Source organism: Paenibacillus pabuli (assembly GCF_039831995.1).
GTDB classification, from domain to species: domain Bacteria; phylum Bacillota; class Bacilli; order Paenibacillales; family Paenibacillaceae; genus Paenibacillus; species Paenibacillus pabuli_C.
The window spans coordinates 395170-420049 of record NZ_JBDOIO010000004.1; the positions used below are offsets into that span (position 1 = coordinate 395170).

27 protein-coding genes are annotated in these 24880 nt (G+C 50.7%); 23 read left to right on the forward strand and 4 right to left on the reverse strand.

Going from position 1 to position 24880, the window contains the following annotated elements; genetic code table 11:
- Positions 1-698 precede the first annotated feature (698 nt).
- Positions 699-1655: a hypothetical protein gene (locus tag ABGV42_RS21360; protein ID WP_431523666.1), complete on the forward strand. Its 957-nt coding sequence runs from the start codon at positions 699-701 to the stop codon at positions 1653-1655.
- Positions 1656-1894: 239 nt separating this feature from the next.
- On the opposite strand, the gene ABGV42_RS21365 is transcribed toward ABGV42_RS21360, so the two are convergent.
- Positions 1895-2956, reverse strand: coding sequence for a helix-turn-helix transcriptional regulator (locus tag ABGV42_RS21365; RefSeq protein WP_347383584.1), 1062 nt, complete (start codon positions 2954-2956; stop codon positions 1895-1897).
- Between the two features lie 226 nt (positions 2957-3182).
- On the opposite strand from ABGV42_RS21365, the gene modA reads away from it, so the two are divergent.
- From modA to ABGV42_RS21465, 20 genes are all read left to right on the forward strand, one after another.
- A complete protein-coding gene (gene modA, locus ABGV42_RS21370) occupies positions 3183-4055 on the forward strand; it encodes a molybdate ABC transporter substrate-binding protein (RefSeq protein WP_347383585.1) in 873 nt (290 codons plus the stop codon).
- Positions 4052-4735, forward strand: a complete 684-nt coding sequence (gene modB, locus ABGV42_RS21375; RefSeq protein WP_347383586.1) for a molybdate ABC transporter permease subunit — start codon at positions 4052-4054, stop codon at positions 4733-4735. Before modA ends, modB begins: the two co-directional genes overlap by 4 nt.
- Before the next feature lie 331 nt (positions 4736-5066).
- Positions 5067-5399: a hypothetical protein gene (locus ABGV42_RS21380; RefSeq protein WP_347383587.1), complete on the forward strand. Its 333-nt coding sequence runs from the start codon at positions 5067-5069 to the stop codon at positions 5397-5399.
- A 273-nt stretch (positions 5400-5672) separates the two neighbouring features.
- Positions 5673-6512 carry a transporter substrate-binding domain-containing protein gene (locus tag ABGV42_RS21385; protein WP_347383588.1) on the forward strand — a complete coding sequence of 280 codons (840 nt, stop codon included), beginning with the start codon at positions 5673-5675 and terminating at the stop codon, positions 6510-6512.
- A gap of 23 nt (positions 6513-6535) precedes the next feature.
- Positions 6536-7279, forward strand: coding sequence for an amino acid ABC transporter permease (locus ABGV42_RS21390; RefSeq protein WP_347383589.1), 744 nt, complete (start codon positions 6536-6538; stop codon positions 7277-7279).
- A 4-nt stretch (positions 7280-7283) separates the two neighbouring features.
- Positions 7284-7994, forward strand: coding sequence for an amino acid ABC transporter permease (locus tag ABGV42_RS21395; protein ID WP_347383590.1), 711 nt, complete (start codon positions 7284-7286; stop codon positions 7992-7994).
- Positions 7991-8743, forward strand: coding sequence for an amino acid ABC transporter ATP-binding protein (locus ABGV42_RS21400; RefSeq protein WP_347383591.1), 753 nt, complete (start codon positions 7991-7993; stop codon positions 8741-8743). Before ABGV42_RS21395 ends, ABGV42_RS21400 begins: the two co-directional genes overlap by 4 nt.
- A 121-nt stretch (positions 8744-8864) precedes the next feature.
- Complete coding sequence (locus ABGV42_RS21405; RefSeq protein WP_095291953.1) at positions 8865-9152, forward strand: nucleoside-diphosphate sugar epimerase; 288 nt, start codon at positions 8865-8867, stop codon at positions 9150-9152.
- Positions 9153-9175: 23 nt separating this feature from the next.
- On the forward strand, positions 9176-9514 hold the full coding sequence (locus tag ABGV42_RS21410) for a restriction endonuclease subunit S (RefSeq protein ID WP_347383592.1): 339 nt from the start codon (positions 9176-9178) through the stop codon (positions 9512-9514).
- Entirely contained in the window at positions 9511-9810 is a 300-nt protein-coding gene (locus ABGV42_RS21415) for a hypothetical protein (RefSeq protein WP_347383593.1), read from the forward strand. Before ABGV42_RS21410 ends, ABGV42_RS21415 begins: the two co-directional genes overlap by 4 nt.
- Before the next feature lies 1 nt (position 9811).
- A complete protein-coding gene (locus ABGV42_RS21420) occupies positions 9812-10153 on the forward strand; it encodes a hypothetical protein (RefSeq protein ID WP_347383594.1) in 342 nt (113 codons plus the stop codon).
- A 257-nt stretch (positions 10154-10410) separates the two neighbouring features.
- Positions 10411-11505 carry a CgeB family protein gene (locus tag ABGV42_RS21425; protein ID WP_347383595.1) on the forward strand — a complete coding sequence of 365 codons (1095 nt, stop codon included), beginning with the start codon at positions 10411-10413 and terminating at the stop codon, positions 11503-11505.
- Between the two features lie 53 nt (positions 11506-11558).
- The gene (locus tag ABGV42_RS21430) at positions 11559-12698 is read left to right on the forward strand and encodes a CgeB family protein (RefSeq protein WP_347383596.1); all 1140 of its coding nucleotides are present in this window, start codon (positions 11559-11561) and stop codon (positions 12696-12698) included.
- Positions 12699-12731: 33 nt separating this feature from the next.
- Positions 12732-14312, forward strand: coding sequence for a glycosyltransferase family 4 protein (locus ABGV42_RS21435; RefSeq protein WP_347383597.1), 1581 nt, complete (start codon positions 12732-12734; stop codon positions 14310-14312).
- 13 nt (positions 14313-14325) lie between these two features.
- The gene (gene wecB, locus ABGV42_RS21440) at positions 14326-15417 is read left to right on the forward strand and encodes a non-hydrolyzing UDP-N-acetylglucosamine 2-epimerase (protein ID WP_347383598.1); all 1092 of its coding nucleotides are present in this window, start codon (positions 14326-14328) and stop codon (positions 15415-15417) included.
- Positions 15410-16396, forward strand: coding sequence for a polysaccharide biosynthesis protein (locus tag ABGV42_RS21445; protein WP_347383599.1), 987 nt, complete (start codon positions 15410-15412; stop codon positions 16394-16396). The genes wecB and ABGV42_RS21445 overlap by 8 nt, the downstream gene beginning before the upstream one ends.
- Positions 16393-17220 (forward strand): dTDP-4-dehydrorhamnose reductase family protein, encoded by an 828-nt coding sequence (locus ABGV42_RS21450; protein WP_347383600.1) that lies wholly within the window; start codon positions 16393-16395, stop codon positions 17218-17220. The genes ABGV42_RS21445 and ABGV42_RS21450 overlap by 4 nt, the downstream gene beginning before the upstream one ends.
- Complete coding sequence (locus tag ABGV42_RS21455; RefSeq protein ID WP_347383601.1) at positions 17202-18143, forward strand: NAD-dependent epimerase/dehydratase family protein; 942 nt, start codon at positions 17202-17204, stop codon at positions 18141-18143. Before ABGV42_RS21450 ends, ABGV42_RS21455 begins: the two co-directional genes overlap by 19 nt.
- Positions 18140-18856: a glycosyltransferase gene (locus ABGV42_RS21460; RefSeq protein ID WP_347383602.1), complete on the forward strand. Its 717-nt coding sequence runs from the start codon at positions 18140-18142 to the stop codon at positions 18854-18856. The genes ABGV42_RS21455 and ABGV42_RS21460 overlap by 4 nt, the downstream gene beginning before the upstream one ends.
- Before the next feature lie 180 nt (positions 18857-19036).
- Positions 19037-19753, forward strand: a complete 717-nt coding sequence (locus ABGV42_RS21465; RefSeq protein WP_347383603.1) for a glycosyltransferase — start codon at positions 19037-19039, stop codon at positions 19751-19753.
- A 173-nt stretch (positions 19754-19926) separates the two neighbouring features.
- Here ABGV42_RS21465 and ABGV42_RS21470 read toward each other — a convergent pair whose 3' ends face one another.
- Positions 19927-20097, reverse strand: coding sequence for a hypothetical protein (locus tag ABGV42_RS21470; protein ID WP_347383604.1), 171 nt, complete (start codon positions 20095-20097; stop codon positions 19927-19929).
- A complete protein-coding gene (locus tag ABGV42_RS21475) occupies positions 20094-21332 on the reverse strand; it encodes a glycosyltransferase family 4 protein (RefSeq protein WP_347383605.1) in 1239 nt (412 codons plus the stop codon). The genes ABGV42_RS21470 and ABGV42_RS21475 overlap by 4 nt, the downstream gene beginning before the upstream one ends.
- 180 nt (positions 21333-21512) lie before the next feature.
- On the opposite strand from ABGV42_RS21475, the gene ABGV42_RS21480 reads away from it, so the two are divergent.
- Together ABGV42_RS21480 and ABGV42_RS21485 are read left to right on the forward strand one after the other, a co-directional pair.
- Complete coding sequence (locus tag ABGV42_RS21480; RefSeq protein WP_347383606.1) at positions 21513-21872, forward strand: hypothetical protein; 360 nt, start codon at positions 21513-21515, stop codon at positions 21870-21872.
- Positions 21873-22126: 254 nt separating this feature from the next.
- The gene (locus ABGV42_RS21485) at positions 22127-23611 is read left to right on the forward strand and encodes a DHA2 family efflux MFS transporter permease subunit (protein ID WP_347383607.1); all 1485 of its coding nucleotides are present in this window, start codon (positions 22127-22129) and stop codon (positions 23609-23611) included.
- A gap of 83 nt (positions 23612-23694) precedes the next feature.
- Here the strand turns inward: ABGV42_RS21485 and ABGV42_RS21490 are convergent, their stop codons facing one another.
- The gene (locus tag ABGV42_RS21490) at positions 23695-24768 is read right to left on the reverse strand and encodes a glycosyltransferase family 4 protein (RefSeq protein ID WP_347383608.1); all 1074 of its coding nucleotides are present in this window, start codon (positions 24766-24768) and stop codon (positions 23695-23697) included.
- Between the last annotated feature and the right edge of the window lie 112 nt (positions 24769-24880).

Here is a 24880-nt window from a genome sequence, read left to right on the forward strand (position 1 = left end):
TCTATAAGATAAGAATGCTGAATTGCACTGAACCGGTCTGGAGAACAGGTTGAGAAGTTAGAGTTACCGTTTGAATGTACAATTAAACAAGGTAAGTAGCATAGAGAACGTACTGATTCAATATAAAGAAGAAGCACAGTTTGATGGTATTACAATTGTAAATTATTACTCAGGGTATTCCACTAACGGGAAACGATAGCTCAATAAAACCAAAAAAAACAGCTGATCGCATTGATCAGCTGCTTTTGTTCAACTAACGGACAGTTTAGCGCAACTCCCACCTTCTAGAATCGTAGTAAATACAAGGATTAAAAATGACTTTATGGAGGTGGTATCACTTGTCTTAAAGCATAACTAAACGTATTTCTTTTTCTTAATTGCAATCGGAGTGTTGTTGATTATCTTTGGCCTGTGGCAATACATGCCGAAGTCATTTTCATCTCAAACGCCAGATAGTGTGATTATGTCAAAGTTGGATATTAACCGTTTATTGGCTACGCGTTTTTGAAATTCGTTCGAGAAATTGAAGAAGAGATTCAATTACTTAGAGATGAGCTAAGTCGGTTAATTAAGGTGGTCGAAGCGCAAGGGAAAGATACAAAATAACATTATTCATTCGATACCACTCATCCGCATACATGTATTTTCATGTTGGTTTTACCAATTGACGAAGTTACAAGAAAGCAGGTGATGACGACATGAAAGCAATGACAGAGCCGCCGGCCTCACGATTAGGGAAGATGCGTAAAATCTGCGGATATGGCGCCGCCATAGCGGTGACACCATATCTGCTTATAAAAATTGTCTGGACTTTTGGTCTCTTTCTTCCGACCGAGCAAATGGGCGACCCCAGTTGGCGAGCGATCAACGCAGCAACCGCGGTGATTGCTGCGGTGGGTATCCTGCTGGCGATGGCGTTCTGCAGGCCGTGGGGCGAACGGCTGCCAGCGGGGCTGGTTGCTTTTCCCGTATGGATGGGCACCGGTCTGCTCGTACCCATGCTGTTGTTGGCACCAGTGCTCGGCCCGGCCGCTATGACCCGGGATAAGGAGGCTGGCGCCGCCGACTTCTGGGCATACGAGCAGATCTTCGTTATGATCTCGCTGGCCGGGGTCGGCATTTGCCTGCCACTTGCCTTGGCAGGTTACGCCAAGGCGCGGTGGCCCGAGGCGATGGGCGGACCGATCGACTACGCAGAGCTGCCGGGACACACCCGACAGCTGCAAGTTTCCTCGGCTAGGCTCGTCGCTGCCGGCTGTATCCTGCTCGGCGTCATCAAGGTGTTCTGGGCGGCGGGTGGCACCCTCGGCATCGACCCGGCCATGCTGAATCACCGTGATCTATGGTGGCGCCTCCTGACTTTGAGTACTGGCGTGTGGGCCATCGCGGGGGCGTTGGGCCTGATGGCGATAACCTCCCGCCGTGGCACTCGGAGATTTCTACCCCCTATGGTGGCGGTATGGATTTCGTCGGGAATGCTGTTCTCTTATAACCTCTTTTCCGCCATTCGCCCCGATTCACAGTACTCCCCGGAGTACCCCTTGGCACGAATTTTGACTACAGAGGCCGGCATCGTCTTGGGTGTGATGATGGGGATGATCATCCTGCTAGTGCTGCATGACCGCCGGCGCGCTCTGCGCGACATTTCGGATTGAGGCGTATACGCTAACTAGAATGAGGGAGCTGCAGCGGTAGCTCCTTTTACATCTTCATAAAATAAAGGATTTTGTACATCTGCACTGGCAGGCGTTAAGCTAACGGGAAACGATAGCTCAATAAATCTAAGAAAGCAGCTGATCATGTGATCAGCTGCTTTCTTTAACTCACGGGCCCTACAGTGTAACGTACTGGAAGCATAAGTGTGTATTTTGGCAAACGTCTAGATTAAGTCACACTATACTTCATACAAAATCTCACCAGTACGGGATACGTCATAACCTTCAAAGGATTGCAGCTCCTGTCTGAACTCCGAAGATTGAAGGATGCGCAGGACCGAATCGGTCCACATCTCATTGCCCGGTTTCTTTAACATAACCAGATCATAGCGCTCCTGAGTCAGTGGAATGAAATCAACCTGACCAACAAGACGTGCAGCCTTCTCAATGCCAATGCCGACATCGGCTTCACCGGAGCTGACTTTGGCGGCAACACCCATATGACTGGTCTCTTCGAGGTTATAACCGATCAGGCGGGAAGAAGGAATGCCATGCAAACGAAGCTGCTCATCGAGCAGGACACGCGCCCCGGAACCCCTCTCGCGGTTGGCGAGTCGCAGATCAGGCTGATCCAGGTCTGCCCAGCCTTGTAAGCCGCGCGGGTTACCGCGCTTTACATACAATCCTGCGGGTCTTGAGAGCAGGTTTACGACGACATACGACCAGCCAATCAGAATTTTCCGGATGTAGGGCAGATTATACTCGCCCGTATCTCCATCGAGCAGATGAGTGCTGACCAGGTCGGACTCGCCGCGGTACATAGAGATGAGCCCATCCAGGCTGCCCATGAAAGAGCGCAGTGGACGAATGTTACGCGTTTGTTTCTCCATATGGCGCATGAGAATATCCAAGCTCACGTCCTGCCCTGTAATGACGATATGCCGAGCTGCATGAGGGACAGCAGATTCTCCCTGTACCAAGCTGGAAGCCTCGGATGCCGGTCTGGATGGGGCATTAGATTGGTCATGTAGAGGTGCAGCCAAAGGTTTATCGGAATCACTGCGTTCGGTCACCGGAGCCGTTGCTGCGGGATGGGCGGAAGTGGTGAGCTGGCCGGTTGGGGACTGCAGCTGCTTGGAACGCCGCTTGTATGCCTCCAGATCGGTGGCATCAATCCTCATTTGTTTGCCGACGCGATAAGCGACGAGGTCTCCCTTTTTAATCAGGTCATACACGGTTAGTTTGGATATTTTGAGCAGCTTGGATATTTCTTCGGTCGTATAGGATTGCTCCTCTGTCATGTGTGAAGATCCTCCTTCAGGATGGCAAAAGCATATATGATTAAGTTCATCAACATCATGTGTAAGTTTGCTGAAGTTGCTTGATACAGTCCCTTGTACTATACCATTAACTGCAGGAGTGCATAAACAAGCTTCCCATTTGACCGATCTTATGTATAATAAAATATAATTAATTATAACTAGTTATATCTAAACATAACATGTAGGAGGGTCAGGGGGAGAAGAGATGAGAAAAAGAATAGGATACATACTGGGGAGCATGTCTCTCGGAATGGCACTTGTGTTCGCAGGGTGTGGTGCAGGTACGGACAGCACGGATTCTTCTACAGCCATTGAGCCGGTGTCCTCGGCACCAGCGACATCGGGAGAAACGAATTCAGCAGCGAATACCGAGCCGCAGGAAACCGTAGAATTAACGATCTCCGCAGCAGCCAGTCTGACCGATGCAATGAAAGAAATCGAAACCAATTATGAGCTTGCCCACCCTTATATCGAACTTAACTTTAACTTCGGGGCATCGGGAGCACTTCAGCAGCAGATTGAACAGGGTGCACCTGCTGATATTTTTGTATCGGCGGCAACGAAAAATATGAATGCTCTGGTAGACGAGAACCTGATTGCATCTGCTGACCAGAAGAATTTGCTGCAGAACTCACTTGTCGCAATCATTCCAGCAGGTAGTGAAAATGCGGTATCAAACGAGCAGGATCTGACAGCGGATTCCGTTAAAACCGTAGCCATCGGGATTCCGGAAAGTGTGCCGGCAGGAACCTATGCGAAGGAAGCGCTGACCAATGCAAGTCTGTGGGATCAGCTTAAAAGCAAGCTTGTGCAGGGTAAGGATGTCAGACAGGTTCTGCAATATGTGGAGACTGGGAATGCAGACGCGGGATTTGTGTACAAAACGGATGCACTGACCTCGGATCAGGTAAAAATTGCGTTTGAGGTGGACAAGAACAGCTATACGCCGGCCAATTATCCGGTAGGCATTATTGAAGCCACGAAACACCGGACAGAAGCAGAACAATTTTATGCGTATTTGCAAACCCCTGAAGTGCTGGATGTATTTGCGAAGTACGGATTCTCTGTTCCAGAATGAGTGGTAATGAGATAGACTGGACCGCATTCTGGTCACCTGTTCGCCTGTCACTTCAGGTTGCTCTGTTGTCCAGCGTAATCGCAGCCGTGCTCGGCATTGCTGTAGCCTGGTGGATGTCACGCCGCTCTTTTCGGGGCAAAATTGTGCTGGAAACCGTGTTTATGCTGCCGCTGGTGCTCCCGCCAACCGTGGTTGGCTTTCTGTTACTCGTTTTGCTGGGACGCAAAAGTCTGCTCGGACAATGGATTGAAGCGATCTTCTCGGCGCCGGTCATCTTCTCCTGGTGGGCTGCGGTAATTGCTTCAGTGGTCGTGGCCTTCCCCTTGGTTTATCAGACCATGAAATCCGGTTTCAGTGGTATTGATAGGGATCTGGAGGATGCGGGCAGATCGATCGGGGCGAATGAGTGGCAGGTATTCCGTTACATTTCGCTGCCGCTGGCCGGACGTGCGCTTATGACAGCCTTCATATTGGGTTTTGCTCGGGCACTGGGGGAATTCGGGGCCACACTGATGATCGCTGGAAATATTCCTGGCAAAACCCAAACCGTACCTACCGCAATCTACGTTGCAGTGGATTCGGGCAATCAGACCATGGCATGGGCATGGACAGGTTCCATCATTATTATCTCATTTGTCATGTTGCTTCTAACGAGGCAGCCTACCCATGAGAAGGCTTGAACAGATGCAAGCTAATGCAGAAGTTTAAATGACGAAGACCCGCCAAGGAATATGCCTTGAAGCGGGTTTTATGCTGTATAGGTGGATATTGCCGTGTAAGTGAACCTTCTTTGAAGCAACTCATTTTGGAGTCATTTTATCGTAAATCAGACTTTAGGAAAAGAATGCTCCAATCCAAACGGTCTATACGATAACTGAAAACTTTTATGCACAAAAAAACCAAAAAAATTTCCAAATTTCGTTCTTTCAACCCTCGCCTAAAGCAGCCCTTTTCCTGTAAAATAGAAGTAACTGATTCCAGCCAAGCACTGAAATAAGGAGAGAGACGACAATGAATACTAAACCTGATTGCGGCGTATCGTTGCAAATCGACGATTATCTGGATCTTTTGCATTTTGCCATCCAAATTCAGGATCAGGAATGGCAGCAGTCCCTTATCCACCAGCTCAAGATATTTCAGCCGGCAGTGGAGCAGCAGCGGTCCCCAGAAGAGGAATTGTGGACACGGCTGGATTATATCAACAGTAAGCTGACGGGGCTGTGCAACCAGCTGCATGCAGCACACACCCAGGATGAACGCGACAAATTTGAAGAACGAATTGGCCTCCTGCAGTCCCAGCGGCTGGAAGTCGCACGTAAAATTAAGTGGGCCAGTCGCAGATAGATAACATCATGAATCAAAGAAGCCTTTTCTCCGCCAGATCGGTTGGGGAGAGGCTTTTTTTGGGTTAAGGATTGCAAGTGAATGTCCACATAGAGAAGTTCTATAACATTATCAGGATGTCCTATTAGGCTTCATATTGCCTCAGGATGACCCAGGGTGATATTCTTTGATCAACCTAATTCCGACTATACAAGTAAGAATGGTTAGTTAAGTATCGGTGAAAGGGAGCACACATCATATCGGCTGGGTACAGCCTCGTGGAGGAGATCGGGAATGGCTAAAAAATGGGGGATTCATCAATTTCGGACAGCGCTCTTGTTCGTAACCATGCTCGCGGTGCTGGCAGGATGCAGCACAGGCAATGCTTCAAATGAAGCGGAGACCACATCCGCGTCCGGTCAAGATACAGTGAAGAAGATTATTGTAGGCACAGGTACGCAATTTCCGAATGTATGCTTTATTGATGAGAATGGCAAATTGACAGGATACGATGTGGAATTGATTCGCGAAATTGATAAACGGCTGCCCGAATATGAGTTTGAATTCAGTACCATGGAGTTCAAAAACCTGCTGCTCAGCCTGGAGACGAAAAAAATCGATCTGATTGCTCACCAGATGGAAGTGAATGAAGAGAGACAGGCAAAATTCCTGTTTAATGATGAAGCTTATAATATTTTCCCGAATAAAGTGGTCGTGAGTCAAAAAAACCAGGATGTGAATTCCATCGACGATCTGAAAGGGAAAAAGCTTATTGTAGGTGCAACGAGCAATGCGGCTGTGCTGGCTGAGAAGTGGAATGCGGACAATGGCAACAGCATCGATATTGTATACTCGGGAGCCGGTGAAGACACGATCACTCAGATCAAATCCGGCCGGGTGGATGCAACGATCAGTACGCCGTTCGCTATCGACTATCAGAATAAGGCCGTGGATGCCCAATTAAAAACGGTGGGAGATGCCCTATCCAACTCCAAAGTCTATTTCATCCTCAACAAGGACGAGCAGGAACTCAAAGCCAAAGTGGATGAAGCCCTCAAATCAATCAAGGAAGACGGGACATTAAGCAAACTGAGCACAGAATGGCTTGGAGCGGATTATACGGTTGAAGAGTAGCGGGAGAAAGGTGTGCAGGCGGTATGGGAAAAGCATTCGATATAACCTTGGTTCTGGATTTTATCCCGGAACTGCTACGGTATCTGCATATAACTCTGATCGTGCTGGGCGGATCCATTGTGCTTGGTCTGGTAGGCGGTTTGCTGCTGGCGGTTCCAAGACTCTACCAGATTCCGGTACTGAGTCAGCTCGCCACCCTGTATGTCTCTTTCATGCGGGGCACACCGATTCTCATCAAGCTGTTTCTGGTCTATTACGGCCTGCCCGAATTGCTGAAGCCGATTGGCATTGACCTGTCCAGAACCGATCCGCTGGTATTTGTCATCGTGACCTATGCACTTAGCGATGCTGCATCCTTTGCGGAGATCTTCCGCGGAGCCGTTCGCAGTGTTGACAAGGGCCAGACCGAAGCGGCTTATGCAGCAGGGATGACTACGTTTCAGTCTTTTCGGCGGATCGTTGTTCCCCAAGCACTTATTTTGGCGTTCCCCAATATGGCGAACACGCTGATCGGTTCGCTCAAGGACACGTCCCTTGCTTTCTCCATCGGTGTCATGGATATGGTGGGCAGAGGACAGACGCTGATCTCGGCTACGTCACATGCGCTTGAGGTGTATATCAGCCTGTCGGTTGTTTATTATGTCATTGTTATTGTCCTTGAAAAAGGGTTTACTCTTGCTGAACGCAGACTGCAGCGTCATGAACGCAAAAGCACGGTGCCTAAGCCAGCGGTCAGAGCCGAACGACTGAAACGAATAGCGGGGTGAGCATATGTCCATTGATCTCCAGTTTATTTATACGTCCTTTTTTAAAATTCTGACGGCATTGCCACTGACACTCGTGATTACGATTGTGCCGCTGATTGTAGGCTTCGGGATCGGTCTTGTCACTGCGCTGATTCGAATCTATCAGGTGCCATGGATTCACCGGGTCGCAGCCTTCTACGTCTCTTTCTTGCGTGGTACGCCGATGTTAATGCATCTGTTTCTGATCTATTACGGTATACCGATGATTATTGACAAACTCTCTGAAAGGTACGGATGGGCCTTTCAATCGGCTTCCATACCCATTCTGGTGTTTGTATTGATTGCCTTCTCGCTGACAGCCGGAGCATATATGTCTGAGATTATCCGTTCGGGTATTCTGGCTGTGGACCGTGGACAGATGGAGGCTGCGCATGCCGTAGGCATGAGCACCTCACAGGCCTTGCGGCGCATCGTTCTCCCTCAGGCCATCGGTGCTGTATTGCCCAATCTGTGCAGCATGTTTGTCGGATTTCTGCATGGTTCGACGCTTGCCTTCACGGTTTCGCAGATGGATATCCTCGGAAAGGCAGATGTCGTTGCATCCGTCAGTTTGAAATTTCTGGAGGCCTTCATTGCTGCGGCAGTCATCTATTGGGGACTGACAGTTATCGCCGAACGGATCACTGCTCTGCTGGAACGACGGGTTGCCTTGTATCGCAAAGGAGGGGTTTCATGATTACACTAAGCAATATACACAAGTCTTTTGGCAAGCAGGAAGTGCTGAAAGGCATTGATCTCACCGTAGAGCAGGGGGATGTCGTCGCCATTCTTGGACCCAGCGGGTCGGGCAAAACGACATTGCTGCGCTGTGTAAACTTTCTGGAACGTGCGGATGAAGGCAAGGTCCAGATCAGTGGATTGGGCGTAGACTGCAAACATGCGCGCAAACACGATATCGTGCAGATCAGACGGAAAACGGCCATGGTTTTTCAGCATTATAATTTGTTCAAACACAAAACGGTGCTGGATAATGTCACCGAAGGGCTAATCGTGGCGCAGAAGATGTCCAAGGCGGATGCCCGTGCACGTGCCCTGCGTGTACTTGAACAAGTAGGGCTTTCTGACAAAATCAATGACTATCCGAGCATGCTGTCTGGTGGACAGCAGCAGCGGGTCGGCATTGCACGTGCACTAGCTCTGAATCCAGAGGTCATTCTGTTCGATGAACCGACCTCAGCTCTGGATCCAGAGCTGGTCGGAGAGGTATTATCCGTCATTCGTTCGATTGCCCAGGAGGGCATCACGATGATCGTTGTTACCCATGAAATGGGCTTTGCCCGTGAAGTGGCGAATCGGGTTGTGTTCATGGATGGTGGAAATGTGGTGGAGCAAGGAACACCCGAGGAGATCTTTTTGCGGCCCAAACAGGAGCGAACCCGCCAATTCCTAAGCCGATACTCCTCGGACTGGAGTTATGTCATTTGACGATATAGGCGCAAGCTGGAGTAACTGACGATCCCGGCCCGGCATATGCTGTAGCAGGCAAATGCTGATAGGCCGGGTTTTTCTATGGGTGAAGCAGGCCGTGACCGTAAGGAGGAGGACCATGCAGAGCAAAGTTGATGAAATACTCACACATATTGCACACTCACACCAGCAGCTTGCACGAGTATTGGATGCCAAACGCCAAGTCGCTGTGCGGATGTCTGAAATTATTAATCATTTGCCGGATATCGAACCGGAGCTGGATGGCGTTGAGGGTCTGCTGGATAGCTCTGGGCAAATCAACAAAAGCATCATCTCCTATTTGGGGGGCCTAGCGGATCTGGAGGAAGCTGTTGCCGAAACACTGACCCAGGTGATGCGGGAGATGGCTGGTCAAGAGGAAGAATAAGCCCGGAAGGCGGGTGAGAGGACATGAGCAGAGAACAAAGTCTTATACTGATGCTGGATGCTGCAGCCAAGATGCAATGGAACATTGCACTGATCTTGGAGGCCAAGGCGATTGAAGCCGAGAAAGTTCGGAATTGGGCGCTGAATCACCTGAACGGTGAAACATTTCTAACCCACGGTGATCAGGTGGCAGAACCACTGAAAATGCATGATCAACTGGTCGAAATGCTGGAAGGGTTAACCCGGATGGAAACAGGGCTCTGCAACAACTTGAAAGCTGTCATGGTTGATAACAGTGCTGAAGAAGGCGGTATGGACGGAGGCATGTTTGGCGGCATGGATCTTGGAGATTTGGGAAAATGAGTCTGCTGCAGCGTGAGCAGGAAGTTAAACTGGCTCTCATTGAATCCATTGCACACAGCCAGCATGCCCTGGCTCGCATCCTGGACAGTGTAGCCAGTGTAACCGCTCATTCAGAAGTATCTGCCCGCAATCTGGCCGAGAACATTCGTCTGCTGAGCAGGTATCAGGAAGAAATGTCTCGTATGGTTACGGGGATCAGGCTGGCTCGAATCCAGCAAGGGGAGCCTGGCTTGCCGTGGCTCAAAGACCCCGAATATGCGGTACGTATCGTTCGGGACTTACAGGAGGAATGTTGATATGTTGAGAAAGAAGAAGTTGAAGCTTAGAACGAAAAGAGCTTTGCTTGCTCGGGGTGCCCGTCTGCGCAAAATCCGCAAGCTGCGTGCCATAAAAGGCAAACGTGTACTGCATAAACGCACGCTTAAAGGACGTAGTGCGTGGCTCAAAAAAAAGAAACGCTCGGTACGGCGGCACCGGAGTCCGAAGCCCGTACATCCAGTCGTCCCGGCTACCCCTACCGATCCGAACCCGGACACTGCATACAGTCAAGGGTACAACGAGGCGTACAACGAGGGATTCAACGCGGGTTTCGCCAAGGGTTTCGAGGACGGACATCAGCTGGCGTACAAAGCACAATAACCGAATAGACCGGGTTAGCGGCAAACGGATCGCTGCAGGTCCAGCACATATGATCACCCGGGGGGATATTTCCCTCCGGGTGATTTGCATGGCCGCAGAAGCGGACATGCCCGTACAGGCCGATGTGGAGGGCAGACGCCAATTTTGCGCCTTGCAGGACACCCGTCCATGATGCATCTGACCCCGGGGCATATCCTTTAGAGGGAAGACCAATCTCGGGGAGAGACTAAAATGGAATCTCCTGAAAGGAAGACAGGGTGAAGGATGTGGCAAAAAAACGACATCGACCGCTCCCGGAAGCGAAGATAGCTTACCGCAGCGGATATGCTGAAGGCCGCAGATTTGGCGGCTGTCAGGCCATGATGGAGCGAGTGCAGATGTTTGAGCCGACCATGCGGGACATAAAAGTACTGTACATTCCGCAAGGGTTTGATGCCATTGATGAAGGTGTCATCTTAGCACTGCAGCAATCTGTGCGTGAATGTGTTGTCGGATCGCCGGCAACCATGCTGCAGGATGCAAGTCAGCACAGGCCGGATGTCGTGTTGGTCATGAACGGATTGCACGTGTTTCCTGCGGATCACCTGGAGCAGGTAGACGGGATACGGGCCCTCGGTATTCGGACAGCGGTGTGGTTTGTGGATGATCCGTATTTTACCGAAGATACGGCGAATATCTGCAGGCATTACGATCTGGTGTTCACGCATGAAGAAGCGGCGGTTCCGTTTTATGGAGGGAACGGAGCGAGCAGAGTCATTTATATGCCACTCGCGGTTAATCCCGGCATGTTCCAGCCTCGTCGCATCGAGCCTCAGCACCAATATGATATTTGTTTTATCGGCACAGGCTTCTGGAACCGGATCGCCTTGTTCGACGAGCTGGCCCCTTTTCTGGCGAACAAAAAAGTATTTATTGCCGGCGGCCAGTGGCACCGGCTGACACGGTCGGATCTACTCGGCCCTTTTATCCATGAGGGATGGATCGATCCAAGCTCAACTGTTAATTATTACAACGGCGCCAAGATTGTCATTAATGTTCACCGGACTTGCGAGAATGGCGAGGACAATCGCAATACGCATCATCTGGAAGGGCGATCCATTAATCCAAGAACGTATGAGATCAGTGCCTGCGGCACGATGCAGATTACGGATGCGCGTGGTGACCTGCCCCGCTTTTACCAGCCGGGTTACGACATTGAGACGTTTACAACAGCAGCCGAACTGGAGAGCAAAATCAAATATTACCTGAAGCATGAGCAAGAACGGCAGGCAATGGCTTGGCGGGGGCTGTTGACCACGCTGAACCAGCATACGTTTGCCCGGCGAATCGCCCAGCTGCTGGAGCATGTGTAGAACAGCAAACCCGCAATACGGCGAACGTTATCCCAAACAGAAGGAGTGGCGGTATGTCTATCAAACACCGTAAAAAGAGGAATTTTCATACGCCTGTGCTCAGCCTGGCTGAGCAGGCCCGCAAAAACGGGCAGCATGCCGGTTATGATGCAGGTAAGGAAGAAGGATACCTGCGCGGGCGTGCCAACTATATTGTCAATTGCGCACAGGAGCCGCTGCCTTTCCGGCAGATCCACATCCTGTACGTCTCATCAGGTAAAGGATTTCCCTATTCTCCGCTGGATGAGGCGATTATGGCCACCCTGCAAGGCATGGTTGCTCAGGTGACGCTGACCGATCCGCGGCAGCCGGTTTCCGAGATTGCGCTGCAAAATCGCCCCGATTTGGTTCTAGTACTGGATGGCATGGATATTCCACTTGAGCATATTGATGCGATTCGCCAGGCAGGCATTCCAACAGCAATCTGGCTGACGGATGATCCGTACTACACGGATATGACGATGGAGCGTGTGCATCATTTCGATCATATTTTCACACTGGAATTGAACTGCGTAGAACTGTACCGTCAGAGCGGCTGTGCATCTGTACATTACTTGCCATTTGCTGCATTCACCAATCATTACTTCCCGATCACAACGCCATCCCCTCTGCACCGGGACGTCAGTTTTATCGGATCTGCCTACTGGAACCGGGTCTACTTCTTCAATCCAATCATGGCACAGATCATGTCGCACAATACCGTGTTTAATGGCATCTGGTGGGACCGTCTGCCTGGCTATGAAGCCTATGGCGAGAAGATTGAGCATGGACGCTGGATGAGTCCACAGGAAACCAATGATGTATATAACGGGACCAAAATTGTCATCAACCTTCACCGTTCCCACGAAGATGATTCCGTCAATAACAACCATCTCAAAATACCACCAGCTTCGCCGAATCCAAGAACATTTGAAATCTCGGCTTCCGCTACACTGCAGCTGACGGATGCGCGTGATGACCTGGCGCGATTCTATAAGCCGGGCGTGGAGATTGAAACGTATTCTTCGCCCCAAGAGCTGCTCGACAAGGTTGAATACTATCTTACTCACGAGAAAGAGCGCCGTGAAATCGCGCTTCGCGGATTGGAACGGACGCTCAAGGAACACACGTATGGCAGAAGAATTAATGAAATGCTGACAATCATATTCCCTTAATTTCCGGTCGGGAGGAGGTGTGCACAGACCTGCATGCAAGTTCATGCAGTGGTCCGTGCAGCCATGGCGACTAAACCGAAACTCATGTTATTTTCCCATGTATGCAATACCCGGAGTATTACGGGGGCGGAGAAACTTCTGCTCCATTTTATGAGGGAAATGGGCTCTATCTTCGACTGCGTGCTTGTTGCTCCCCAGGAAGGTAAGCTGGCCGGGCTTGCGCGGAGATTCGGCATTCAGGTCAAAATATGCTCTCTGCCGATGCTTCACGGTGTGTACACACCCTACCAGGGCATAGCAAATGATGCAGAACAGCTTCGCCACACACCTGCTTACCAGGACGTGGTTTCCCTCATCAGGGAAACTTCTCCTGCGCTGGTGTTGACCAATACCTGTGTGAATGTGATGCCTGCTGTTGCAGCAAAGTCTCTGCAGATCCCGGTGATCTGGAAGATTACGGAGATTATTCAGATCAATGATCATACAGACGAGGCTGTACAGATGATAGACCGGTACTCGGACTGGATTATCGGTATATCCGAGACGGCTGCAGCTCCGTTCAAACATGCGGGCATGAGCGGGAAGCTGTCGGTCCTTCCCCCAACCTGGGACCCGGCGCTGCCTGCACCGGACCGCTGGCTTCACTTGCGTGAGCGCAAGCGCAAGGAGCTCGGCTTCAGGAACTCGCATGTCTGTATCGGCTATATCTCTTCATTTATATATGATGCCAAAGGGCTGAGACCTTTTATTGACATGGCCCTGCAGCTCTGTGAAACCCACTCGAAAGCCAGGTACTGGATCATTGGTGCGCCAGCAGACAAAAAGTACTATGACGAATGCGTCGCACGGGTGAAGAAGTCAGGATATGCCCGCAGATTTACCTTTACGACATTTGAAGAGAATGTTTCCCTTGCCTATACGGCGATGGATATGGTGGTTATTCCGAGCATGGTCAAGGAAGGCTTTGGCATGACTGCGCTGGAGGGCGTTTATTTTGCCAAACCGGTTATCGCTTTTGCCCAGGGTGGTTTGTCGGAGCTGCTGGAAGGGGTAGGCAGCGGCCAATTTCTTGCTCCTCCGGGAGACAGCAATGCGCTTGCCGTCTTGGCGACGACCCTGCTGGACGACTCGGAGCTGGCGTCCGATACCGCCTGGCGGGGCCGGGCAGAAGCGGAACGATTATATGGAATTGAAACCTACAGAGCCGGCATGCATACGATGGTGACACAGTGGTTGCTGCAGTACCCCGGCTGGTTCCCTTACATTCAGGCGCCGAATGGCCCGGTGTACACCTGGGGAGAAGGCGGATTGCGTACAGTACTTGCTCTGGATCCCGGGGCAGTTAGAGCACTTCTGTTCCCGCTGTCGGTTATCCAGGCATTACCACTCTCTCCACTTCCTCCGATTGCCGTAGGTCATCCTGTTTCCGCTGAAGTGGTTGAGAAGCGTCCGGCGAGCAAGATTAACAAACGGAAAACGGGAGCAAAAAAGCGAAACCGGAAGGTAACTCGGCAAAAGAGAAAGCATCTGTACAGGGCAAAACCAACGGCTCGCAAGCGTACGACTGCCAGGTCAAGGCGCCGGGCGCGTCGGAAAGGTTCCAATACACGATGAAGGCGGGATAACGATGAAGATCATGACGGTGCTGGGCACGAGACCGGAGATTATTCGACTCAGCCTGATCATTTCCAAGCTGGACCAGTACGCGTCCAAGCATATTCTTGTGCACACAGGACAGAACTTCACGGAAAGTCTCAGCGGTCAGTTTTTCAAGGAAATGGGCCTGCGTGCGCCAGACTACGTCCTTCAGGACGAAGCGGCCTCGCTGGGCCGCCAGCTATCCTCCATGTTCTCTCAAATGGAAGATCTCTTGCTTCAGGAAAGGCCGGATAAAGTGCTGCTGCTCGGTGATACCAACAGCGCACTCTGTGCCGTGCTGGCTGAACGCATGGGGATTCCGGTCGTTCACATGGAGGCAGGCAATCGCTGCTTCGATCTGGATGTGCCTGAAGAGAAAAATCGAAAGGTCATCGATGCCATATCGACCATTAATATGCCTTATACCGAACAGAGCAAGAAGCACTTGGTTAATGAAGGTGTGCCCAGCCGGCGAATTGTGCTCACGGGCAATCCGATTTATGAAGTCATGCGTCATTATGACGCACAGGTGAACGCCAGCAAAATACTGAAAAAGCTAAAGCTGAAGTCGGGGCAGTACTTTTTGGTAACCGCCCACCGGGCAGAAAATGTAGATCATCCGCCTCATCTGCTGGAGATTATGAAAGGTCTGAACCAGGTTGCGGAAGAACACGGCCTGCGCGTGATCTGCAGCATCCATCCCCGAACGGCCATCCGAATTGCAGAACATTTGCAGCTGGTGATGAATCCGCTCGTGGAATTTCACGAGCCGTTCGGATTTTTTGACTTCGTCATGCTGGAACGCCATGCGCGCTGTGCACTGACGGACAGCGGTACCGTTCAGGAAGAATGCTGCATCATGGGTGTGCCCACAGTGACCATGCGGCGGACAACCGAACGTCCGGAGACGGTGGACTGCGGCAGCAACGTAGTCTCCGGTCTGGATGCAGCCCGCATTGCGGGATGTGTGAAGGTCATGACGGAGATGGCAAGTGACTGGGAGTGCCCGCAGGGTTACAAAGCAACAGATGTATCCGGTAAAGTGGTCAAATTTCTGCTTGGAGGGAAAATACATGTTTGAAAATAAACGTATACTCGTGACAGGCGGTACTGGATCATGGGGGTATGAACTCGTGGCCCAACTGCTGCCCCAGCAGCCTAAGGAAATTATCGTTTACTCCCGTAATGAATCAAGCCAGGTGGCGATGAGCCGCGAGTTCGAGGATCCCCGTCTTCACTTCCGAATTGGGGATATTCGTGACAAGGAAGCATTAACGGCTGCTTGCCAGCAAGTGGACTATGTATTCCATCTGGCGGCGCTCAAACATGTCCCGGTATGTGAAGATCAGCCTTATGAAGCGCTCAAAACCAATGTAATTGGTACCCAGAACGTAATTGAGGCTGCCATCGAGAACCATGTTGAAAAAGTCATTTATATCTCGACTGACAAGGCGGCCAACCCATCCAACTTCTATGGCATGACCAAGGCGATCGGTGAGAAATTAATCGTATATGCGAATCTGCTGCACAGCAATACTCGATTTGTGACTGTACGTGGCGGCAATGTGCTTGGCACTAACGGCAGCGTTGTGCATCTCTTCAAGAATCAGATTCGCCAGAAAGGTCAAGTGTCCATCACGGACATGAACATGACCCGTTTCTTCCTCACACTGAAGGATGCCATCACGCTGCTGTTCAAGGCCTCCGTCGAGAGTGTAGGCGGTGAGATTTTCGTCATGACGATGCCTACGTGCAAAATTGTGGATCTTGCGGAAGTGCTGATTGAAGATTCCGGCGTGGAGAACGTGGCTATCGTGGAGCGCGGTACCCGGCCTGGTGAGAAAATTCATGAAATTCTGATGAGTGAATTCGAAAGCATGACAACCGTCGTTTACGACGAACAGTACCTAGTCATTCTCCCAACACTTGGCATACCGGGACTGCGTGAACATTACACGCACTGCCCTCCTGTTTCCTTCAGCAGCTTTAGTTCGGAACATCAGTTGATGACGAAAGAGGAGATTCGCGACATTCTGAAACGCGGAGGATTCCTGTCATGAAGCTCCTGATACTTGGGGGGAACGGAATGGCGGGCCATGTTATGGTCGACTATTTCCGCCGTCAAGGTGTGCACAGTGTCTTCTACACCACCCGGGACGTGTCCGACCCGAACGGTCTGCTGCTGGATGTGAATGACAGCTATATGGTGGATCGTCTGGTGGAGGCTGTGCACCCGGATGTTATCGTTAACGCTGTAGGTGTGCTGAACAGCTTCGCAGATGAAGATAAAATTACCGCTTATCACATTAACGGCTTCCTTCCGCATCGTTTGCGGAGGGTGGCTGATACCATTGGTGCCCGTTTGATTCATATCAGCACGGACTGTGTCTTCAGCGGAGACCGTGGCTCATATACGGAGAATGATGTCACGGATGGGACATCAGCATACGCGATTACCAAAGCACTGGGTGAGGTTCATGATCCAGGACACCTGACGATCCGCACCTCCATAATTGGACCTGAGATCCGCCAGGGCGGCATTGGCCTGATGCATTGGTTTATGTCCCGCACGGGTGAAGTAGGCGGATATACGCGTGTATTCTGGAATGGTGTAACTACACTGGAGCTGGCAAAATGGGTGGATCATTATCTGGCGTCACCCGTCAGTGGCCTGATTCATCTGGCGCATCCTGCACCTGTTAGCAAGCACGATCTGCTGCTTCTTTTCCAGCAGACCTGGAACAAGCAAGATGTGAATATTGTGCCTGATGACAGCCTTGTGCAGGATCGTACCCTCGTATCCACACGCGAGGATGTGAAGACAGACCTTCCGGATTATTCTACGATGCTGAAGGAGCTGGCATTATGGATGGAGCAGAACTAACGGGCAAAAACGTGCTGATTACGGGTGCCTCCGGTTTTACCGGACGGCATGCTGTGGCCTATTTCAAGAGTGTCGGTGCCAAGGTTGCCGCCGTGGTGCGGCGAGCAGGCGTGCATGCATTTGGCGAAGGCGTAGCTGTACACGTCTGTGACCTTAACGATAAACAGCAAGTGCGTCAACTGATTGATGAGGTTCAGCCGGATTACGCGCTGCATCTCGCGGGGAAAAATTCGGTGCCCGACTCCTGGTCGGACCCGCTGCTTGTACTGGAAACGAATGTAATGGCCGTCCTGTATTTACTGGATGCTCTTCGAAGCTGTCCATCAGCACGGACGGTCATCGTGGGATCCCGGTTGAAATATACGGTCGAACCAGGCCGAAAACCGGAGCCTCCTCATCCTTACAGTCTCAGCAAAGCGCTGGAAGAAATGGTGTCTTTGTCATGGATGTCCCTGTTTGGGCAGCAGATCATGCTAGCTGAGCCCGGGAATTTGATCGGTGCTGGCCCCTCTACAGGGATCTGTTCACTGCTTGCGCGGCATGTGGTTGCCTGTGAGCAGGAGGGCAAGCGTGAAGCTTTCCGTCTATCCGGACGGGATAATACACGGGATTTCCTGGATGTACGGGATGCGGTCAGAGCCTATGCCACACTTCTTGTGCATGGAACTACGGGGACCGTCTATCCGGTGGTTTCCGGGACGGAGCGCAGTCTGGGCGAAATCGCGGATACATTGCTTTCCATGACGGAGGCAGAAGTGCCTGTCCGCTGGGACGGAGCCTCTTCAGGACCGGATGGGGCCGGCAAGGAGGAGGAGTTATCCTTGCTGTGCAAACTGGGATGGCAGCCTCTGATTCCGTTTGCCCAATCCCTTCAGGATATTCTGAGCGATGTTCGAAGGCAGCAAGGGGGAGAGGCTAAATGAGTCCAAAAGTGTCGGTTGTCATTCCATTCTACAACTGCCCTTACGTGCCGCAGGCGATCCAAAGCGCGATAAACCAGACGTATACCAACGTAGAGATCATTGTGGTGGACGATGGCTCCACAAGACATGCGGAGCTTCTCCAGCCCTACCTGCCCCATATCTATATTCTTGGCAAAAGCAACGGCGGCACAGCCTCGGCTCTCAATCACGGCATTCGTCATGCTTCGGGTGATTATGTGGTCTGGCTTAGCTCAGATGATGTTCTCTATCCGGATAAAATACGTTATCAGGTAGAGTTCATGCAACGGGAAAATGTGCTGGCCTCCCATACCAACTTTCATTATATTAATGAACATTCCGCGGTTACCAAGCTGCATGGCGGAGCAGAACCGATGGCCGATATTGACTGGCTGCGCCGCTTCGTGGACGGCAATCCGGTGAATGGTTGCACCGTCATGATCCGCAAGGATCTGTTCGGTGCGGTAGGTCTCTTCAATGAGCTGCTGCCTTATACACATGATCTGGATCTCTGGCTGCGAATCCTGCTGAATGGATATCGTTTTCCATACCTGAATGAACCCCTTACGGCATATCGTTGGCACGGGGGGATGGGATCGGTACGTCATGCGGAGACGATTGGCAAGGAGGCCGCCATGGTCTGGTCCAGATATCGTGAACCTTTGCTTCAGCGAATTGCAGCCATGGGTGGCTAAATCGTCTGTAAGAGATTGAGGGGTTATGGGAGTGAGGTGCCATAATACCCTCTTTTCTATGTATCCGCTCAAGCGTAATTCTTGATCTTTCTATCACAGATGCCCGCGAACTGAAGACAGCTCCATCATATGATAAGGGTAGATGTTTTACAGAGACAGGCGAGGAAAGGGGAGGCCCGGATGGAACCCAAAGTTTCAATTGTCATCCCGTTTTACAACTGTGCTTATATTGAGCAGGCTGTTCACAGTGCTCTGAACCAGACATATCCTCATATCGAAGTTATTGTGGTGGATGACGGATCTACGCAGCATGTGGAGAAGCTGGAACCAATTATGGATCGCATTACGTATGTTCGGAAAAAGAATGGTGGGACCGCAACAGCCCTGAATGCAGGTATTGAACGGGCGTCGGGAGACTATTTCGTCTGGCTCAGCTCGGATGACGTAATGCTGCTGGACCGTGTGGAGAAGCAATTAAAATTTATGCTTAAGGTAAAAGCCTCTTTTTGTCACGGAGCCTACCACTATGTCAATGCAAACAGTGAATGGATGGATACGGTACAGCCAGAGGTAGGCAGCCGTCTGGAGATGCTGCAGGTGCTGCTCGAAGGCTGTCCTATTAACGGCTGCACCGTGATGCTGGAGATGGATGCATTTCGGAAGTTCGGCATGTTTGACACGGAGTTCCGCTATACGCATGACTATGAGATGTGGCTGAGATTATTTCCGGTCTACGAGCTGTTCTATTTCAACGAGCCCTTGATGTGTTACCGGGTTCATGATTCGATGGGAACCAAAAAACACTTTGAAGCATTAAAAGCCGAGATGGAATTGGTTCAGGCCAAACATCGGCCGATTCTGCTCAACCTGCTGCAGATCGGCGGTTATTGGCAGTAATTATGGAGGGGATTCGACGATTTAAGGGTGAAAAAGCACGTAAAAGAGAGAGCATTTCATCTGGATCTCCCCAGTTGTGGGGCCAGTGGGGATGCTCTCTTTTTGCATTATTCAGATTGTTCTTCAACGGAAATAACCCTCTTGTACCAAGAGGGTCAGCATCCCCGATATCATCAATCATTAGAAGACATAATAGCCATGGCTTCCGGGTCAGGCAAAGTGTACTCCTTGGGAAGCCTTTCTACCAAGGCATTCATGATCTCGTAGTTCACTTCAATGTGCGGCGTAGAGACAGGGACGGAAAACCAGCCATTATATAAATCACTCGGTACGAGCAGGGTCATAGCGGATGCCCTCCTTTTTGGATCGCTTCTTGATATACCTGTAGCGTACGCATGCCCATTTCTTCCAGGGAGCGGTATTTCTCTGCCCAAGCCTTAGCCTGTTCACCAACCCGCTGACGGGTGGCATCATCCTGCAAAAGGGCGTTCAATAGTGCACTCAGGGAGTCCACATCCTGCGGCGGAACGACCCAACCGGTATGAGCAGGCTCAACCATCTCTGGCATGCCTGCCGTGCCGCTTACGATGACAGGAAGTCCGGCAAGCTGGGCCTCCGTAACCGAGAAGGGCTGCGTATCCTGCAGGCTGGGCTGAACATAAATATCGGCGCGGCGCAGGAACGAAGGGATGTTGTCCAATTTGCCCCAAAATACGATGTCTCCTCCGATGCCAAGATCATTGGCTTGGGAACGCAGGTCTTCCATTAAATTTCCTTCTCCCGCAATCCAGCAGACCCAATCGGAGCGCGCTTGCTTCAGACTGGCCAAAGCCCTGATCAGCACATGAACGCCTTTGATAAACTCCAGTCTGCCTGTGAAAGCAATGACTTTTTTGCCTGACGGTGGGCGCTGACGGAACTTGACCGCGGCCTGGGCACGGTAGGCAGGAAGGTCGACTGCATAAGGAATAAGGCGGAACTTCTCTTCAGGAACCTGCAGTGATGTCAGTGTACTCTTGATCCAGCGGCTGGAGACCAGAATCAGCTCGGACTGTGCGGCGCTGCGCTGCTCCAATGAGAGGAAATAGCGTCCGCGTCTGGACTGCAAATACGCTGGAAGAGTGAGCTGCGGATTGGAATTCTGCTCATCATAAAAGGCTTCTCGTGCAAGTGCACCGTGATAGCTGGTAACCAGGGGGGTGTTATTCTTCAGAATCCGTTTCATCGCCACCGCTGCAACGGGATCCTGTGCGTGAATGATATCGTACTGATCTACACCCAGATAGGCAGCAGCCATTTCAAATGCATATCGGTTCAGTTCGTAGTACGCCAAAAGAGAGTCGGCTGTGAATTGCGGCAGAGCGGTTGGATTGAGCTTGGCTTGCAGCATGGGCCAAACGTTATCCTTGGAAAAGGTCCGATTCAGGTTACGGATGTAAACCTCATTTTTCGCGCCGTTTGTTCCCATAATATCGACTTCGACGCCAAGTGCCATCAACCTGTCAGCGAGCTGTTTTACATAGGTCCAGATACCTCCCATATGTGTAAGCTCCCAGTAGGTCACGAGCAGAACTTTCATAAGTACCTCCTTATCACGGCCTGCACAGGCGGTTCTGCTATCCTTGTATTCTATGAAATAATCTGTGCCAAAGGCCGGGCAAGGCGGTACATCTGTCAAAAATGGGTGAATACAACTGGCATAGGATGTAGGGCAGCATAAACTATTTATAGGTCGTACAAAGCAGAAGGAGGCACAAGTGTGGGCGCATATGTAATGGAAGTTCATGAGGGCATGCTTCAAACGGCTGTTCCAGTTAAGTACGTAGATGTGGAGGTTGCATTCGTAGGGGATGATGGGGCAGATGTATATGTCGGGGGGATCAGCCCAACCAGTGGAGAACTGTATCGGCATATCTTTCATATTGGAGCAGAGTCGACCGGCAGCAGCCATAACCACATTATTCATGACCTTGACGTTTCATCCTCCTTGTGGGAACTGCGAATTGTCAGCAACAAGAGCAGGCCTTATCATCTGGCGGTGCGGGTGTATTGCAGAAGCGCTTGTGGGCAGACGCTGGGTGTGCTCTCCGAGCACCAGATGATTAAGCTGGCGGACTAGTTAAGCGATTCCCAATTTGGAAAACGAACCAAATCGAAGGAGCAGGAAATAAGCCTGTTCCCTTTTTTGGTGTTCTTTTATACTGAATTTTACATAATAAAATAGCTTGACAGTAAAGGTATTTTCATTAAAATAAAACCATGATTAAAACAAAAGTTTAAAACGATGGTTTAAAACATATGTTTGAATCAGTCGTGATTATAAGGCTGCTCGCGAGGGAAAGTTGCCTCCAAGCCGGAAAAGAGAGTGGACAAATGAAACAACAAACAGCAGTCAACCAGAATCCGGAGGAGTTTTCGATCAAAGCGATTATCCTTCCGCTCTTGGCCATTATTGTAGGTATGATCATGGTCATTCTGGACAGTACTGTCGTGAACGTCGCCATTCCGAATCTCGTGCAGTATTTTGAGACGGATCTGAAGACAATTCAGTGGACTGTAACGGGCTATACCTTGGCGCTGTCGGCAGTTATCCCATTAGCTGGATGGCTCACGGACCGTTTCGGTGCCAAAAGAGTCTTTTTGTTCACAATAGCCATGTTTACACTGGGATCGGTACTATGCTCGATTGCACAGTCCCCCGAACAATTGATTGTGTATCGGATTATTCAGGGTCTTGGCGGAGGAATGGTGGCTCCCATTGGGATGGCTATGGTTTTTCGTCTGGCTCCGCCCGAAAGAAGAGGCTCGATCATGGGCATGCTCGGAATTCCAATGCTGCTGGCTCCTGCACTGGGACCGGTATTGTCCGGCTGGTTTATTCAATCCCTCAGCTGGCATTGGATCTTTCTGATCAACCTGCCAATTGGAATTGCTGCTTTTATTCTATGTATCAAATTTCTGCCTGATACGGACCGTGGAAGAACTCCTGCGCTGGACCTGCTTGGCATGATTCTTGCCCCGATTGCATTCTCTATGCTCGCCTATGGTGTGAGTGAGGGAGGCACAAGTTGGACCTCCACTTCAACACTGACAGGTGTTATCGTTGGAGGAGTGGCGTTGATTCTATTCATCATTGTTGAGATGCGTCACCAAAATCCACTACTGGAACTCAGGGTATTCAAATCATCCGATTTCACACGAGGCATTATTTTGGCATGGGTGTCACAAATTGCTTTGTTTGGGGCCATGATTTTGATTCCTCTTTATCTGCAACAGATCAAAGGCTACACCGCTTTGGAAACAGGATTAATCCTACTGCCACAAGCTTTGGCATCTGGTGTAGGCATGCCGCTTGGTGGCCGTTTGTTTGATAAAATCGGGGCGAGACCACTCGCTTTCGTGGGTCTGGGTATCATCTCGGGGGCACTGTTCATTTTGTCTTCCATTACTTCTGAGACGGGCCTGGGTCTGATTATTCTTAGTCTCGTGATGATGGGACTCGGTATGGGTCTGTCCATGATGCCGCTAAATACGCATGTGCTAAACGCTGCTCCGCGCAAATTGGTTGGTCGGGTCACACCACTTACCGCTGCTGCGCAACAAGTGGTTGTGTCTTTTGCAGTCGCTGGCTTGACCGGATTCCTGACCTCACGAATTGCGACCAATACAACGGCTACGGATGGTGCATCGGTCATTAAGGGTCTCGTGTCTGGATTCAACGACACGTTCTTCCTGGCTGCGTGCATTGCATTGTTTGGTTGTTTGCTCAGTCTTATTCTGCGCAAACCAAAACGCATGCAGCAAGAAACGCTTCAGACTGGGGATGATCCGGATCCGGCCATGATGATGGGGCACTAATGGAGCATCTGATTTCATAAACTTAATTCCAGTCTCTGTGTTGGAGGCAGTTCAGAACCTGTTCTGAACTGCCTTTTTGCGGTTCATGAGAAGATGCTCAAGGCTGTCATCATTTCCCGGAAGGAGGTAGCGTACCGATCCGGTGAGAATGAGGCGGCCATGTGTTCTCTGCCCTGTGCACGGATATATTCACGTAACTTGTGATTATGCATGAGTTCGACCGCTTCATCTACTGCGGCATTTACGTTGCCCAGAGGATAGAATTTTCCCGTTTTGTTATGGGTGATAAAGGAACGTACCCCGTCCGAATCGGTGCTGAGTACCGGGCAGCCGCAGCTGATCGCTTCTGCAACGGCATAACCAAAGCCTTCAAGAAGGGAAGTTGAGAGCATAATTCCTCCAGAAGCCGCAATCATGGAGTAAAATGTGGGCATCTGGGAGTGAGGAACATTAACAAATATGCCGATGCGATCCTCTAAACCATATTCAGCCAGCATATGACGAAACATCGCTTCGTCTTCAGGATTGGCCAAGCTGGGATCATGAAACAGCCATAGTCTGGCTTCCGGGATTTTTTTGATGATTTTACTGGATATGCTCAAGTATTCGCGCCAATTTTTGTTGTGTTCCAGCCGCCCGACCCAAGCCAGAACGGGGTAGGGTGGAGAGTCTACGGGAACGGGAGCAAACGTATCGGTGTCGAGCATATTGGGGATAACAAACCGGTGCAGCCAAGGACAAATATGAATAAACATATCCAGCAAATGATCGGTAGGAGGCAGAACAGCAGCATTACAATGTGCCTGGAGGTAAGGAATCGCCATCTGAACCGTTTCCAGTGCCTGATCTCGCGTTCCGAGACCCTGGGCTTCAAATATAATTCGTCCCGTATATCCGAGCCCTCTCAGTCTTCCAGGCATGGAAATATCCGAAGTCACAATAATGGCGTCATAACGCTGACTGTGTATCAAAAAACGGATTTCTTCATCATTGGACGCGGTGAAGACCGGAGTGCCGCTGGTGTTCTGCAATCCCGAGCCTGTGTAGAGATACAATACATGCGCTTCAATGCCATGACGTTGCAGAACGGCTGTCCGCAATCGGTTCAAGGTATCCACGCCACCGCTTGGTACAAAAAACGTGAATAATACTTTCACACGGTTCACCCTCTGACTTTTGTGCAGGAACTCAACCTCCTGTACTCTATGGTACGTTGCCCCAATGCACAGGGTGTGGGTGAAACCTAAGTTGTTCACACTTTAGACACAT